General features: G+C 61.2%; 12 protein-coding genes. 5 read left to right on the top strand and 7 right to left on the bottom strand.

The features are described 5' to 3' along the window. Positions 1-754: 754 nt before the first annotated feature. Positions 755-1,420: a hypothetical protein gene (locus NQ018_RS00420; protein ID WP_257057425.1), complete on the top strand. Its 666-nt coding sequence runs from the start codon at positions 755-757 to the stop codon at positions 1,418-1,420. A gap of 746 nt (positions 1,421-2,166) precedes the next feature. Here NQ018_RS00420 and NQ018_RS00415 read toward each other — a convergent pair. The 5 genes from NQ018_RS00415 to NQ018_RS00395 all read right to left on the bottom strand — a co-directional run bounded on the left by NQ018_RS00415 (position 2,167) and on the right by NQ018_RS00395 (position 6,378). Beyond that, positions 2,167-2,916, bottom strand: a complete 750-nt coding sequence (locus NQ018_RS00415; protein ID WP_257057423.1) for a CPBP family intramembrane glutamic endopeptidase — start codon at positions 2,914-2,916, stop codon at positions 2,167-2,169. 38 nt (positions 2,917-2,954) lie between these two features. Next, positions 2,955-3,725: a class A beta-lactamase-related serine hydrolase gene (locus NQ018_RS00410; protein WP_257057421.1), complete on the bottom strand. Its 771-nt coding sequence runs from the start codon at positions 3,723-3,725 to the stop codon at positions 2,955-2,957. Positions 3,726-3,735: 10 nt separating this feature from the next. Continuing rightward, entirely contained in the window at positions 3,736-4,449 is a 714-nt protein-coding gene (locus tag NQ018_RS00405; RefSeq protein WP_257057419.1) for a VIT1/CCC1 transporter family protein, read from the bottom strand. 205 nt (positions 4,450-4,654) lie between these two features. After that, the gene (locus NQ018_RS00400; protein WP_257057417.1) at positions 4,655-4,864 is read right to left on the bottom strand and encodes a CsbD family protein; all 210 of its coding nucleotides are present in this window, start codon (positions 4,862-4,864) and stop codon (positions 4,655-4,657) included. 161 nt (positions 4,865-5,025) lie between these two features. Continuing rightward, positions 5,026-6,378: a Na+/H+ antiporter family protein gene (locus NQ018_RS00395; RefSeq protein ID WP_257057414.1), complete on the bottom strand. Its 1,353-nt coding sequence runs from the start codon at positions 6,376-6,378 to the stop codon at positions 5,026-5,028. Positions 6,379-6,554: 176 nt separating this feature from the next. Between NQ018_RS00395 and NQ018_RS00390 the strand changes: the two genes are divergently transcribed. Beyond that, a complete protein-coding gene (locus NQ018_RS00390) occupies positions 6,555-6,890 on the top strand; it encodes a VOC family protein (protein WP_257057411.1) in 336 nt (111 codons plus the stop codon). Positions 6,891-6,899: 9 nt separating this feature from the next. On the opposite strand, the gene NQ018_RS00385 is transcribed toward NQ018_RS00390, so the two are convergent. After that, positions 6,900-7,190 (bottom strand): putative quinol monooxygenase, encoded by a 291-nt coding sequence (locus tag NQ018_RS00385; RefSeq protein WP_257057410.1) that lies wholly within the window; start codon positions 7,188-7,190, stop codon positions 6,900-6,902. Positions 7,191-7,498: 308 nt separating this feature from the next. Between NQ018_RS00385 and gltB the strand changes: the two genes are divergently transcribed. Beyond that, the gene (gltB, locus tag NQ018_RS00380; protein ID WP_257057408.1) at positions 7,499-12,082 is read left to right on the top strand and encodes a glutamate synthase large subunit; all 4,584 of its coding nucleotides are present in this window, start codon (positions 7,499-7,501) and stop codon (positions 12,080-12,082) included. Beyond that, entirely contained in the window at positions 12,082-13,623 is a 1,542-nt protein-coding gene (locus NQ018_RS00375) for a glutamate synthase subunit beta (RefSeq protein WP_257057406.1), read from the top strand. Before gltB ends, NQ018_RS00375 begins: the two co-directional genes overlap by 1 nt. Positions 13,624-13,703: 80 nt before the next feature. Here the strand turns inward: NQ018_RS00375 and NQ018_RS00370 are convergent, their stop codons facing one another. Then, the gene (locus NQ018_RS00370) at positions 13,704-14,240 is read right to left on the bottom strand and encodes an NUDIX hydrolase (RefSeq protein WP_257057404.1); all 537 of its coding nucleotides are present in this window, start codon (positions 14,238-14,240) and stop codon (positions 13,704-13,706) included. Between the two features lie 126 nt (positions 14,241-14,366). On the opposite strand from NQ018_RS00370, the gene NQ018_RS00365 reads away from it, so the two are divergent. Then, positions 14,367-14,786 (top strand): hypothetical protein, encoded by a 420-nt coding sequence (locus NQ018_RS00365; RefSeq protein WP_257057403.1) that lies wholly within the window; start codon positions 14,367-14,369, stop codon positions 14,784-14,786. Positions 14,787-14,983 lie beyond the last annotated feature (197 nt).

Here is a 14,983-nt window from a genome sequence, read left to right as displayed (position 1 = left end):
ACAGATTACCGAAGGTGTCCTGAAAACCTACCCAATCATCGCCCAGACCTACCTATGAGCTCACACGTTCGGCCAAACGGCAGGATTGAAGCATTTTACGGTAGATCAATGAGCCTTTGAATCAGTCGAGACGGTGTGAGTGACTTGAAAATGCTTGGCAGAAGTTCGACACTGAACTGTTTTCCATCATGCACTGGAATTCGTCTTCGTAGGCGCGCCAGTGTTGTCGTCATTACAACAAGTGTGCAACCCCCAACTTTCGAATCAGGCGGCTGGATCTGAGTACCAAGGTCACTTGAACGAAAGTTTTCTACTGCTTTATTAAGAACCATAAACACCCTTTTGGGTATTTGCCGACTAGGAATACACCACCGGGTCGGTGAACAAATCCTTAGCCTGTCACGGGTGCTCCCCCGCGCTCAAGCCGGCAAAGTGTGAACATTAAGAGGGCACTGCGCGGCACCACCTCAGTGAACCAACTTGCTTTCGGACACCACCGGTGCGCACGTTAGTAGCGGATCAAGACCCCAGGAGCTTCACCGCGATTTACACCGCCGCCTGGCCTGTCTCAACTGGCTCCTTAACTCGCAACGGCGACCGGCAGACGGCCCACCGCCGACCCCGCCGTGACGGGCGTGTTCGACATGAAAGAAAGCAGCCCAAAGGGAACCCCAGAGGGAACTCAGTGAGGCATAATTGGAAGTCAGCTATACCTGCCACTACGGTGGCCACAACAACAGGAAACGTTTCTAACATGAGCACGATGAGAACTAGCCTTGCATCCCTTTTATTACTGAGCGGGCTGTTTTTGGGTGCCTGCAGTCAGGACACCATTGAGGACCTCAAAGGGCACCAGAAGGAATTCGCTGAGACCCTGCCATCCGGAGATCTTGAATCATTTCTGGATTTAAAGCCGGAACAACGCCCCGCCTTCATGGCCAACTATTCCTATCCTCTGTCGTCTCTCTCCAGCGAGGAGCATGAATTTTACAACTCCTTGAGTTACGCAGATCAGGAACAATTCCTTAAGAAAAGTCCCGTTGATCGCAAAAATTCCATGGAGATAGCCGAACGACAACGGGCTGAGGCAGCTGCAGCGGAATCCTCGCGCGCCCAAGCAGCCCGTGAGGCCGAGGCTTCTCGTGAGGCCGAGGCCCGTGCTCAACGAGAAGCCGAGCAAAGCCGTAATCAGGTAGAGCATCGCCAAACGCCTCAAGAACCCGTCCAGCCGGCAGCACCGCAACAACCTCCCCGTAACGACGGGCCGCCCCCACTTGAAGCAGTGACGATGGGCCCGTATGGCGGATGGATGGGGTGTGACCAAGTCCGGAGCTCGTGGCCTGTCGATAACAGCCCATGTTTCCAAGGCGCTGACGGTAACTATTACTTCAACACCCTGAGACAAGCGTCGCCCCAATAAGGCCTGCAACGAAATTGAGTCGTAGACTCCGTTGAACAAAGCGGCGGGTCGATCAGAAACCCCGCTATCGATAAGCGAACCCACGCATCCCCTTCGAAGATCTTCTGCCTTCAACTACAGAACTTCCATTCGCGGGGATCGGGCACGTTTAGCACCCCGTCGCACCCAGCTGCCAAGCGTAATATTGCCAACGCCTTAGAGAGGTAGCACTCCGCCATCCCTGCCGGTATCGGTTCGTACAGTGCCTTGGCTGCATCGATTTCGCGTGCACTAAGCAATACTCGCATTGCTTCCTCCGTTGCTGCAGCGAGTCTGTCTCAGCGCGGAAGGTTAGCGCAACACTAGAGGCGATGCTGTCTTGTATCACGTGAGCGATGTTGTTCACCCAAACGTTGCAGTGGAATCTGGCTCTGGCTTTTTCTGGTTGTTTTCCCCTGGACCTCCGACTGCTTCACACCTGCAGCAGACATCTAGGGGATTTCGCATTATCTGCATCCTGAAGCGGCCGACACCATTGCGACGGAAATCAGGACACCTTTGCACGCACCGTTGCGGCAGATTACCGAAGGTGTCCTGAAAACCTACCTATGAGCTCACACGCACGCCATCAAAGGCGGCTGGTTAGGCGGCCGGATCACACCAAGAAGCCTTGAACCGCAAGCATTGCTACAAGCACTCCCGTTGGTGCCGGCCTAGCGCTTTACGGCCTGTATTCGATTGCGCGGGCGCGCTACGTGCGGATGTAACTAGACGCTCAGCAGCGTGATGGCGGCGGTGGAGGCGATGGTGTTTTGAATGGCGTGCGCGATGGTGCTGGCCCAGAGGTTACGGTGGAACACGCGCAGCAGTCCGTAGCCTAAGCCGGCCACGAACAGGCCAGGCATCAGCCAAATCATGCCGTGCAGCACGGCGAAGACGAGGGCGCTCACAACAACCGCCGCGGTGGTACCCCAGCGAAGTTTCAACCAGTTCATCAGCATTCCGCGGATCCAGATTTCCTCAAACAGCGGCGTGGCTATCGCAATGCCCACGAAGGCAAGCAGCAGCAGGGCGGGATGGACAACAGCCAGCTCGGCGATGGTTTCGGTGTTGGAGGTGGTGGCGTCGTCGCTGGCCAGCGAGGTCACCACGGCCTGCACCGCCACCATGCACGCCAGGATGAGGGGGTACTGCCACAGCAGGTGCAGCAGGCGGGCTGTGGGTTTGTGATAGCCGACGTCAGAAAGCCGTAGCTGAAACGCGCGCAAAATCACCAGCAGCGCCCCGAGCATCAGCGTGGGCATCGCAAAGAGCACCAGCGCGACCACGGTCAGCGGATCGCCCACGTCACCAAACGCGAGCCTGGTCAGCACCACAACGCCCACGGTCAGCGCGGCAATCGCCGCGAAGCTTAACGACGCCCACAGCGTCACCTTCCCCCAAGGCAGTTGGGGAGGTGCAGCAGAAGGTTGGGGCTGCTGCGGTCCTGGTTGGAGAAGGTAAGGGTTGTGGTACAAAGCGTTGCCTTTCCTGTGTACTACGTGGCACCCCTACTCTACTGAGTGATCGCGACGGACCCCAGGACGTCCTCGGTGAGCTCCTCGGGAGTGCCGTAGGTGTAAGCGACGATCACATAGCCATCGGCGATAGAGGCGGTGGAATGAGCGCTGAGGTCGTCGGACCAACCGAACTTCGTGCCCAGCACGCCGGGCAGTTGAGCGGTGCCGAAGTCCTGGGGGTAGCCGTCGGCGGCGATGGGGCTCACTTGACTCAGCGCCTCCAAGATTGCCTGCCCGGTGGCATCATCTTGCACCAGGTGGATGAATCGAGCCAGGTCATTGGTGGTAGTGACCGTGTTACCCCAGTATCCGTTATAGGAAGTATCCCCCAGCCCGTAACGCTCGATCACGGCAGGGATCGCCTCGGGATATGTGGCGTCGAGCTCGTCGGCAATCGCGTCATCTGAGTAGCGCAACATCTGCAGCACTTGATCCTCGCTGCCTTCCACATGGAAGAGCACCCAAGCTCCGAGGAAGAGCTTTGCCTGTGAGAGGGCCGGGATCGGTTCTGTTGCGCCCTCGGTGGTGGCTACTTGGCCGTCGTCTTCCACGATGGAAATGATCGTGCGCGGATCAGGGGCCGCAACGATGGAGGCAAAGTCTGCGGAATCCGCCGTGGTGAACAGCTCAGGGGCTTGCGCGCCGAAGTCCTCGTGCGTGGCACTCAGCGTGGACTCCTGAGCAGGCGAACACGCAGCAACGGCGAACGCTGCTGCGATATACAGCACGGCAACGTTGGGCCGGAGCCGGGGCTTGAGGCGGTTCATCTGCCCCAGATTAGACGCCAAACAGCGATCCGGCGAAGTACGTGAGAATCAAACCCAAGGTGCCACCCACGACGAGGCGAAGACTCGAACGGGCCCGCGGCGTCTTTGCCAGGACCGCGGAGAGGTAGCCGGTGCAGCCCAGCGCGATGAGCGTGCAGGCCGCCACCACGAAGACCTTGGTGTCTGCGGGAGCAAACACTGCGGCGAGCAGCGGCAGCAGGGCGCCCAGGGTGAAGGAAATCGCGGAAGAAATTGCGGCCGCGATGGGACTGGTGAGTTCTTCTTCATCAATACCCAGTTCCAATTGCAGGTGAGCCGCCAGCGGATCGTTATTTTGGATCTCCCGCGCACCCCGATCTGCGGTTTCTGGCTCCATGCCGAGCTTCTCCAGAATCTCTGCCAGCTCGTGGATCTCCTCTTCCTTGTAATGCTCGAGCTCGAAGCGCTCCAGCTCCACCAGGCTGCGCTCGGAGTCGCGCTGGGCGGAAACGCTTACGTATTCACCGAGCGCCATGGAAATTGCACCGGCCACCAGGGCTGCCATACCCGCGGTCAGGGTGGCGCCACGATCCGAACCGGCGGCGATCACCGCGATCAGCAACGCGGCGACGGACACGATACCGTCGTTGGCACCGAGTACCCCGGCACGGATCCAGTTCAGTTTAGAACTCATGCCTTGTGCGTGTGGCTCAAAGCCCTGCTCTTTGGATCCTGTGAGTGCCATGAAAATCCCTTTGCTGTGGAAGATGGAAAGCCTCGAAGTTAGGGCTCTCTTGAGAACCAAGGTTTCCACATTACGGGGCATTTGAAAAGCAAAGTAAGGCTACAAAAACCAAGGTCAGGCTTAGTTTTTGGGGATCAGGCAGCAACGGAAAAACCCACCTCCAGCGGGAGGTGGGTTTTCAGATTGAGGATCGCTTCATCCTCTCTTACTTCTCTTCGTCCTTCTGGAAGGCACCGAGGACCTTGTCCTTCGCCTGCTCGAGCTTCTCGCCGGCGTTGGAGACTGCGTCCTTGATGTCCGCCTTGGTCTGGTCGGCGCGGCCTTCGTCGGCAATCTTTTCGTTGCCGGTTGCCTCGCCGAAGGACTCCTTTGCCTTGCCGCCGAGGTCCTCGAGCTTGTTGTTGAGATCAGACATTTGCTTGCTCCTTCTTCGTTGGCTTCTGCGTTAGCTAATTCGTGCGATGCGGTGTGCGCACTTTCGCACTTCCTCACCCACGGTAGAAGCAAAAGTTCTGCTTGGCACGGAATGCGGCAAAGCGTAACGCAATTGTGACCTGAGCAATGAGCGCGACTGCGCTAGAGGACCATCGCTGCGACCCAGCCGAACACCAGCAACGGGATGTTGAAGTGGAGAAAGGTGGGGATGACGGAGTCGCGGATGTGGTCGTGTTGGCCGTCTGCGTTGAGGCCGGAAGTGGGGCCGAGGGTGGAATCGGAGGCTGGAGAGCCGGCGTCGCCGAGGGCGCCTGCGGCACCGATGATGGCCACTGTTGCGGCGGGGCTAAAACCGAGAGCCATACACAGCGGGACGTAAATGGTGGTGATGATCGGCAGCGTGGAGAAGGACGAGCCGATGCCCATGGTGACGATCAAACCCACGAGCAACATCACGAACGCACCCAAGGCTTGGTTTTGGCCGATCAAGTTCGCGGAGGCATCCACGAGGGCTTCCACCTCGCCCGACTCCCGCATCACCGAGGCGAAGCCCTGGGCGGTGATCATGATGAAGCCGATCAGGGCCATCATCTTCATGCCTTGGCTGAACACGTCGTCGGCCTCACGCCAGCTCACGGCACCTGTGCCCAGCATGATGGCAAGGCCAATCAGGGAGCCGATGAGCAGGCCGTCGGCTTCAGAGTCCTGCGCCTGCAGCACCATCTGGATCACGAACACCGCCACGATCGCCACGAGCGAGACGATGAGCTTATACCGAGAAACCGGCTCATCCTCACCGGACTGCACGCCCACCGCACGGTTCTCATAGGTGCGCGGCTTGCGGTAGGAGATGAACACGGCGATGAGCAGACCGAGGAACATGCCCAGCGCGGGGATCCCCATGACCTGCAAGATGTTGAGGCCAGCGGTGCTCAGACCAGCGGCCTCGATGTTGGCCAGGAGGATGTCATTGAGGAAGATTGAACCGAAGCCAAGCGGGATCCACATGTAGGTGGTCACCAGGCCAAAGGCCAGCACGCAGGCGATCATTCGGCGGTCCAGGTGCAGACGGTTCATCACGCCCAGCAGTGGCGGGATCAGCAGCGGGATGAAGGCGATGTGCACCGGGATGAGGTTCTGGCTCATGATGGACATTGCCAGCACACCGAGCACGAGCAGCCACTTGGTGGCGGCAACGGTGCGACGCTGGGTGGTGGGGTCGTCCACGCCGATGCGGCTCATGATGGCCTCGGCGAGCAACTTAGGCAGGCCGGCGCTGGCTACAGCCATGGCGAAGGCGCCAAGCAGGGCGTAGGAAAGGGCAATCTTGGCGCCGCCAGAAAGGCCATCTTGGAAGGCCACCATGGTGGACTCCAAACCGATTCCACTGGCAAGGCCACCAACGAGGGCACCGATGAATAGGGCAAGGACTACGTGGACTCGTGCGAGGGCCAGGATGAGCATGACCAGCACGGCAAGAAGGACAGCATTCACCCAAGATAAGTTACGCACCTGACCGCACGCCCGCGAAACTCACCTGGGGAACGAGCGGCGCTTGGCGGCGTCGAAACCTGCCCTAAACTGCAAGTTCCCGCATTTTGACGTGGTGAATCTCACGCCACGGACGCTCTTTTGATTCCCAAAATATTCAGCGGATTCTCGGCGGCGAAGTGCAGTTCATGACCTTCGGCGACATGCCGGGCAACGACGCCTCCATCGCAGAACTGATCATGCACTCCGAGCTGCGTATCGACGGCAAGCCTGTGCTGTTTGCCTCCGATGTTCCCGAGGAGATGGACGTTACCCCAGGTGACGATACGCCGCTGTCCCTCACTGGTTCCGCAGCCGAAGATGGCGAGGCCCTCACCGCTCACTGGAACGGCCTGAAGGAAATCGCTGAGACCGTGCAGGTGGAGCTCGCGCAGGCACCCTGGGGTGACTCTTTTGGCATGCTCACCGATAAGTTCGGCACCCGCTGGATGATCAACATCATCGCTGCGCGCTAACCGCGCGTTTTACTCTTCGGTGACCTCATAGGAGCGGTGGATTTTCTGGGTTGCCTCCCACCATGTGGTGCCGCGCAGGCGCGCCTGGTGGGCGTCAAAGGCCTCTTGGTCGCGAAACCGCTCCTCTACTTCAAAGACCAGCAGATCTGCGCTTTGGGTCACCGTAAACTTGAGGCAGCCCGGTTCAGCTCGGGTAAGCCGCGTGTGCTCGGGGAGGTTGAAAAGCACCGCCGCAGCCTCTTGTTCGTTTGCGCAGACAAGCTGGCCTCGGACGGCAATGTTCGTGCTGCTTTCTTGCATTTTGGGGGCCCTTCCTCATTCCGTGTGCGCGTGAATAAAATTCCCGTGCCCGTTTGGGTGGCAATCTTAGTCAGGGAGGACGGCTGGAGATTTATTCACAAAAACTGTTCCCTGAAAGGTATCAAACTATGAAATAGGTCACAATTACTTTCTATTGGCCAGCAGTTTTAGGGTTACCTCACTTTACCGCAGTATTGGAAACCTGTTGAGTTATAGATTGACGCAGAGTAGCCAAGAGTGGCCCAGAGAGTGGCCCAGAGTAACTCGATGATCTGCATGTACTGACCAACAGAATCCAAGAGGTGATCATGAACAAACAGGGCTTGTACAACCCTTCGTTTGAGAAGGACGCGTGTGGCGTTGCGTTCGTTGCAGACATGTATGGACGCGCAACGCGTAGCCTCGTGGACAAGGCCATCCAGGCACTCGTGAACCTTGACCACCGAGGTGCCGCCGGCGCAGAGAAGAACACCGGCGACGGCGCAGGCATCCTCCTGCAAATCCCCGACCGCCTCTACCGTTCCGTCGTGGACTTCAAGCTGCCCGCCCAGGGCTCCTACGCCACCGGCATCGCCTTCCTGCCAAAGGCCCGCATGGCCATGCTGGACGCCAAGCGCGAGATCGAAGCCATCGCCCGCGAGGAGGGCGCCGAAGTTCTCGGCTGGCGCGAAGTCCCCATCGACCCGTCTGACCTCGGCGAAATGGCACTCGACGCCATGCCACACTTCGAACAGGTCTTCATCACGGCCACCGACGCCGAAGGCAACCAGCTCTCCGGTATCGACCTAGACCGCGTGATGTTCTTCGTGCGCAAGCGCTGCGAGCGCGAGCTGGGCACCAAAAACGGCGAAGACACTGTGTACTTCCCCTCCCTTTCCGCGCGCACCATCGTGTACAAGGGCATGCTCACCACCCCTCAGTTGGCGGCTTTCTACCCTGACCTGCGCGATCAACGCATGGAAACCGCAATCGCGCTGGTGCACTCCCGCTTCTCCACCAACACCTTCCCCGCCTGGCCGCTTGCGCACCCTTACCGCCTGGTGGCACACAACGGTGAGATCAACACCGTGCGCGGCAACGAAAACTGGATGCGCGCACGCGAATCGCTCATTCAGTCCGAAAAGCTGGGCCCCCTGGATCGCGTACTGCCCATCTGCACCCCAACTGGCTCGGATACCGCGCGTTTGGATGAGGCCCTCGAACTGCTCCATCTTGGCGGCCGCGACCTCCCGCACGCAGTCATGATGATGATCCCGCAGGCCTGGGAGCACGCGGACAACATCGACCCGAAGCTCCGCGACTTCTACGAGTACCACTCCTGCCTCATGGAACCCTGGGATGGCCCCGCAGCCGTGGCATTTACCGACGGCACCCTGGTTGGCGCCACCCTGGACCGCAACGGCCTGCGCCCCGGACGCATCTGGATCACCGATGATGGCCTTGTTGTGATGGCATCCGAAGCGGGTGTGCTGGATATTGACCCGAAGCACGTCGTCAAGCGCACCCGCGTGCAGCCTGGCCGCATGTTCCTAGTGGACACCGCCGCGGGCCGCATCATCGAGGATGAAGAAATCAAGCGTGAACTGGCCACCGCCGCACCATATGGTGAGTGGATCCGCGAGAACTTTGTGCACCTGGAACACCTCCCGCAGACCCGCTACGACTACATGCCGCACAACCGCGCGGTCCTGCGCCAGCGCGTCTTCGGCATCACGGAAGAAGACGTGGACCTCATCGTGCGCCCCATGGCGCTGGAGGCCGCCGAGGCAATCGGATCCATGGGCTCCGACACCCCGATCGCTGCCCTGTCCGCGCGCCCGCGCATGCTCTACGACTTCTTCGCGCAGCGCTTTGCCCAGGTGACCAACCCCCCACTGGACTCCATTCGCGAAAAGCCCGTGACCTCCATGTTCACGCTGCTGGGCGCGCAGTCCGACGTGCTGCACCCAGACGCTGAAGCAGCCCGACGTATCCACCTGGATCGTCCCGTGATTGACAACCACGAGCTGGCAACCCTCATCCACGCCAATGACGACGGCCAGTGGCCAGCATTCGGCGCAGCGGTAATCTCCGGCCTTTACCCCGTGGCACACCACGGCGCCGGCATGCGCGAGGCCATCGCCCGCGTGCGCCGCGAAGTCTCCAAGGCAATTGCCGAGGGCAAGACCATCATCGTGATCTCGGACCGCGAATCCGACGAACGCTACGCACCGATCCCATCCCTGCTGCTCACCTCCGCGGTGCACCAGCACCTGGTGGCCGAGCGCACTCGCACCCACGCCTCCCTGGTGATCGAGTCCGGCGACGCCCGCGAAGTCCACCACCTGGCCATGCTCATCAGCTTCGGCGCAGATGTAATCAACCCCTACATGGCCTTTGAAACCATCGACGAGCTGCGCATGGCCGGCCAACTCGGCGAGCTCACCCTGGACCAGGCCTGCACCAACTACATCACCGCCGCCACCTCCGGCGTGCTCAAGGTGATGTCCAAGATGGGTATCGCCACCGTCGCTTCCTACCGCGGCGCGCAGCTTGCCGACGTTACCGGCCTCCACCAGGACCTCCTGGATGAATACTTCGGTGGCATCCCCTCCCCAATCTCCGGTATCGACTTGGAAGATGTTGCCGCAGACGTGGAGGCCCGCCACCGCAGCGCCTTCCTGCCGCGCCCCGAAGAGCACGCGCACCGCGCACTGGACTTGGGTGGTGAATACAAGTGGCGCCGCGAGGGTGAATACCACCTTTTCAACCCAGAGACCATCTTCAAGCTGCAGCACGCCACCAAGACTGGCCAGTACGCCATCTTCAAGGAGTACACCCAGAAGGTGGATGACCAGTCCAAGCGCCTGGCCACTATCCGCGGCCTTTTTGAGTTCGCCCCAGACCGCGAGCCAATTTCCGTGGACGAGGTGGAGCCAGTGGCGGACATCGTCAAGCGCTTCTCCACCGGCGCCATGAGTTACGGCTCCATCTCCGCCGAGGCCCACGAGGTGCTGGCGATCGCCATGAACCGCCTCGGCGCCATGTCCAACTCCGGCGAGGGCGGCGAGGACGCAAAGCGCTTTGCCGTGGAGCCAAACGGTGACTGGAAGCGCTCCGCCATCAAGCAGGTGGCCTCCGGCCGCTTTGGTGTGACCAGCCACTACCTCTCCAACTGCACGGACATTCAGATCAAGATGGCCCAGGGCGCAAAGCCAGGCGAGGGTGGCCAGTTGCCACCGAACAAGGTCTACCCTTGGGTCGCCGAGGTGCGCATCACCACCCCAGGCGTGGGACTGATCTCCCCGCCACCGCACCACGACATCTACTCCATCGAAGACCTGGCACAGCTCATCCACGACCTCAAGAACGCCAATCCAGACGCCCGCATCCACGTGAAACTCGTTGCAGAGCAGGGCATCGGCGCCGTGGCTGCAGGCGTTTCCAAGGCACACGCTGACGTGGTTCTTGTGTCCGGGCATGACGGCGGCACCGGCGCTTCCCCGCTGACCTCCCTGAAGCACGCTGGTGGCCCCTGGGAGCTTGGCCTTGCGGAAACCCAGCAGACCCTGCTGCTCAACGGCCTGCGCGACCGAATCCGCGTGCAGTGCGACGGCCAGTTGAAAACCGGCCGCGACGTGGTGATTGCAGCCCTCCTCGGCGCAGAAGAGTTCGGCTTTGCCACCGCTCCGCTGGTGGTTGAGGGCTGCATCATGATGCGCGTATGCCACCTGGACACCTGCCCCGTGGGCATTGCCACCCAGAACCCTGAGCTGCGCAAGAAGTTCACGGGCCGGGCAGAGCATGTGGTCAACTTCTTTACCTTCATCGCCGAGGAAGTGCGTGAATACCTGGCTCAACTGGGCTTCCGTTCCATCGACGAAGCCGTGGGCCAAGCCCAGGTGCTCAAGATGGCTGAGGAAACCGCAACCGCACGCGCGGGCAAGCTGGACCTCAGCCCGATCTTCCACCGTGTAGAGTCCCCGCACTTCCGCAACCAAAACCTGCGCTGCACCAGGACGCAGGAGCATGGCCTGGAAAAGGCGCTGGATCACCAGATCATCGCGGACACCCAGCTCACCATCGACGCCGCCGCGGCCAAGAACTCCGCGAATGCGCCGCAGTGGATGGCTGCGGGTGAAAACCCCACCATTTCCCTGCACTACCCCATCACCAATGTGAACCGCTCCGTGGGTACTATGACCGGCTCGAGGGTGACCCGCGCCGCGGGCGCACAGGGCCTGCCGGAGGACACCCTGCACCTTTCCTTCACCGGTTCCGCAGGCAACTCTTTTGGTGCTTTCATCCCTCGCGGCATGACGCTGGACCTGGAAGGCGACGCCAACGACTTCGTGGGCAAGGGTCTCTCCGGCGGACGCATCGTGGTGCGCCCAAGCGCGGATGCGCCAAAGCAGCTCAAGCACAACCCGGACATCATCGCGGGCAACGTGGTGGGCTATGGCGCAACCAGTGGCGAGCTGTTCATCCGCGGTGCCGTCGGCGAGCGTTTCTGCGTGCGCAACTCCGGCGCAACGGCGGTAGTTGAAGGTATTGGCAACCACGGCTGCGAGTACATGACCGGCGGCAAGGTTGTGGTGATCGGTGAGGTCGGTGAGAACTTCGGTGCCGGCATGTCCGGTGGCGTGGCCTACCTGCTAGACACCGGAAAGGTGACCGAACGCCTGAACAAGGACGTGGCCAACGGCGTGGAAGAACTCACGGACACTGACATCGAGTTCCTGGAGCACATCCTGGCCGAGCACGCCCGCCGCACCGGGGCAACCACTACGGTGCAGCCGCAACAATTCATCAAGATCCTGCCAGCGCCGTACCGAAAGGTGCTGGATGTAATCGACGTGGCAACCCGCGAGGGCCGCGACATCAACGAAGCAATCATGGAGGCAGTGAACTGATGGCTGATCCACACGGTTTTCAAAAGTTTGACCGCGCCGAGCCGGCACACCGCCCTGTGCCTCTGCGCTTGATGGACTGGCGCGAAGTGTACGAGAAGGCCCCAAACGGCCAGATCGAGCAGCAAGCAACCCGCTGCATGGACTGCGGCGTGCCCTTCTGCCACGAAGGCTGCCCACTGGGCAACATCATCCCCGAGTGGAATGACCTCGTGCGCCAAGACCGCTGGCAGGAAGCATTCGACCGCCTCCACGCCACCAACAACTTCCCCGAATTCACCGGCCGCCTGTGCCCCGCCCCCTGCGAAGGCGCCTGCGTGCTCGGCATTTCCGACGATGCCGTCACCATCAAGAACGTTGAGCTGGCCATCGCCGAGCGCGGGTTCGAGGAAGGCTGGGTAACCCCAATCAAGCCATCCCTCGACACAGGCATGAAGGTGGCAGTGGTGGGCTCCGGGCCCGCTGGCCTCGCCGCGGCGCAGCAGCTCACCCGCGCTGGACACAAGGTGACAGTCTTTGAGCGCGACGACCGCATCGGCGGGCTCATGCGCTACGGTGTGCCCGAGTACAAGATGGAAAACAAGTGGATCGACCGCCGCCTTGAGCAGATGCAGGCGGAGGGCACCGAGTTCCGCACCGGCGTCTCCCCCACCGCGGCGGACCTTGCCGGCTACAACGCCGTGGTGTTGGCAACCGGCACCCCCGTGGCCCGCGACCTGCCTGTTGAAGGCCGCGAGCTTGAGGGCATCTACCCCGCGATGGAATACCTCACCCTCCAAAACCGCGTGTGCGAAGGCGATGAAGACGTGCCAGTGATCGACGCCAAGGGCAAGAAGGTGGTCATCATCGGCGGCGGCGACACCGGCACCGACTGCTTTGGCACCGCGCTGCGCCAAGGCGCAGCGAGCGTGACCCAGTTCGACATCCGCCCCCGCGCACCGAAGCACCGCGCCGCCTCCACCCCATGGCCGATGTACCCACTGCTCTACCGCACCGCCACCGCCCACGAAGAGGGCGAGTACGTGATCACCGGTGACGAATCCGCAGCAGAGATCGAGGCCCTGGGCCTGGCCAAGCGCGCACCCGGCGACGCCCTGGGCGAGCGCATCTACAACGTGAACACCGTCTCTTTCCACGGCGAAAACGGCCGCGTGACCTCTCTGCGCGGCAATGAGGTCAAGGTGGTAGACGGCAAGCGCGTGCCCATGGAGGACACCGACTTCGAGATCGACGCCGACCTGGTGCTCATCGCCCTGGGCTTCAGCGGCGCCGAGCGCTCCGGTGTAATCCACGAGCTCGGCGTGGCCTTCGATGAACGCGGCCGCATGGTCCGCGATTCCGAATACCGCGCCCAGGTCAAGCCCCTGTTCCCAGGGTTCAAGCCAAAAGTGTACGTAGCCGGCGACAACGGCCGCGGCCAATCACTGATCGTGTGGGCCATCGCCGAGGGGCGCGCTGCGGCAGCAGCCGTGGACGCCGACCTCATGGGTGAAACAGCACTCCCCGTCGCCGTCACTCCGCACACTCAACCGCTGAGCATTTAGCTCATTGGTCCTGCCTTGCTGCCTCGCTGCCTTGCGGCGCTTGGGGCCCTGTAGCCTGGGGCCTTGGGCGCGTCGGCAATTCAGCGCAAGCGATCGCGCTTCTGGAAACCGAGGCGCGGGGCGAAGCCAGCAGGGCGGCGGAGATTTGCGACGGCGTCACCGATGACGAGGCGGAAACGGGGCTTCATCGGTGGCATTTGCATGACGGAGAACCAGCCGACATCAGTGGATTCATCATCGCCGACGCGCGCAGTGGGGTCCCCGATCACGCGGCAGCGCACGGCGGTGTCCATGTAAAAGGTGACGTCGCCGTTCGGGTACTCCACTGGACCCACCGCCCCCACCCCGAGCAGCGCCTCCACCTGCACGTGCACCCCGGTTTCCTCCAGGACCTCGCGCACCGCGGCGGCGTGAGGCTCCTCACCGGGGTCAACGATTCCCGTCACCGGGGTCCACTCGCCGTTGTCTGCGCGCTTCACCAACAACACCTTGGGAACCTCAGAAATCGGCGCGCCTGGCGGCACGTCTTGGAGCACCACCGCCGTCACCCCTGGCAACAACAGCGGGTCATTGCCCACCTTCTCACGCAGCTTCAGCACAAAATCGGGGGTGGGCATAGGGCGATCCTTCGTTTCTCATTGGGGTTTTGACCGAATCCATCCTAACGCCTGATGCGCACCTGCCGTGTTGAGCTTCACACGCGCTGCGCTAGGGGCGGCGAGGAGAGCCGGTATCCTAAACCCATGGTCCCAACAGACATTCAAATCCCCGGGTTCTCTCTAGATCACCAGCACGAAGTTGATCACTACTACATCTTTATTGGCAACCCCATCGACGCCAATGTCTGGTGGATTACCGTACTCTCCGTTTTTGGCATCCTTTGTGGCGCCGTGGGCTTCCTCGCCGCACTCGCCACTGCATTTGGTGTCAACGCGACGCGCCCCATCGCCGGCCTCCTCGGCTGGCTCGGGCTGTTGAGCACCGGCTTCATCACCTTGTTCATCCCCACCTACATCAACCAACAATTTCCCGACGCCAACGTATGGTGGTACTCCCTCAAGGGCTACTGGATCTTCCACTCCCCCGCGACCTGGCTCGTCACAGGCGGCTTTGTGGCCTCCGTGCTCGCGCTTCTCATCTGGGGCACGAAGAGGAAGCGGTAGGTCAGCGGTTGGTCAAGGGGCTGGAGGGTTTAGCCTGGTTAGGTGGCGCGCCGGTTTTGTGCGAGCGACGGAAACCAGGACACCTTTTTCAATTCCGTGCACTGCCGAGTGCGAAGGTGTCCTGAAAACCTACCCTGGGGCATGCACGCCAACCTCCGTCACCTACCAACGACGGAAACCAGGACACCTTTTTCTAT

The sequence above is a fragment of the Corynebacterium kozikiae genome, assembly GCF_024580965.1.
GTDB lineage: Bacteria > Actinomycetota > Actinomycetes > Mycobacteriales > Mycobacteriaceae > Corynebacterium > Corynebacterium kozikiae.
The sequence above is the reverse complement of the archived record's forward strand: the minus strand, read 5'-3'. Positions and strand labels throughout refer to the sequence as shown.

Excerpts from the sequence above, each read along its gene's own strand:
- NQ018_RS00420 (WP_257057425.1), top strand. The coding sequence starts at position 755 with ATGAGCACGATGAGAACTAGCCTTGCATCCCTTTTATTACTGAGCGGG.
- NQ018_RS00410 (WP_257057421.1), bottom strand. The coding sequence starts at position 3,725 with ATGAACCGCCTCAAGCCCCGGCTCCGGCCCAACGTTGCCGTGCTGTAT.
- NQ018_RS00405 (WP_257057419.1), bottom strand. The coding sequence starts at position 4,449 with ATGGCACTCACAGGATCCAAAGAGCAGGGCTTTGAGCCACACGCACAA.
- NQ018_RS00400 (WP_257057417.1), bottom strand. The coding sequence starts at position 4,864 with ATGTCTGATCTCAACAACAAGCTCGAGGACCTCGGCGGCAAGGCAAAG.
- NQ018_RS00385 (WP_257057410.1), bottom strand. The coding sequence starts at position 7,190 with ATGCAAGAAAGCAGCACGAACATTGCCGTCCGAGGCCAGCTTGTCTGC.
- gltB (WP_257057408.1), top strand. The coding sequence starts at position 7,499 with ATGAACAAACAGGGCTTGTACAACCCTTCGTTTGAGAAGGACGCGTGT.
- NQ018_RS00375 (WP_257057406.1), top strand. The coding sequence starts at position 12,082 with ATGGCTGATCCACACGGTTTTCAAAAGTTTGACCGCGCCGAGCCGGCA.
- NQ018_RS00370 (WP_257057404.1), bottom strand. The coding sequence starts at position 14,240 with ATGCCCACCCCCGATTTTGTGCTGAAGCTGCGTGAGAAGGTGGGCAAT.
- NQ018_RS00365 (WP_257057403.1), top strand. The coding sequence starts at position 14,367 with ATGGTCCCAACAGACATTCAAATCCCCGGGTTCTCTCTAGATCACCAG.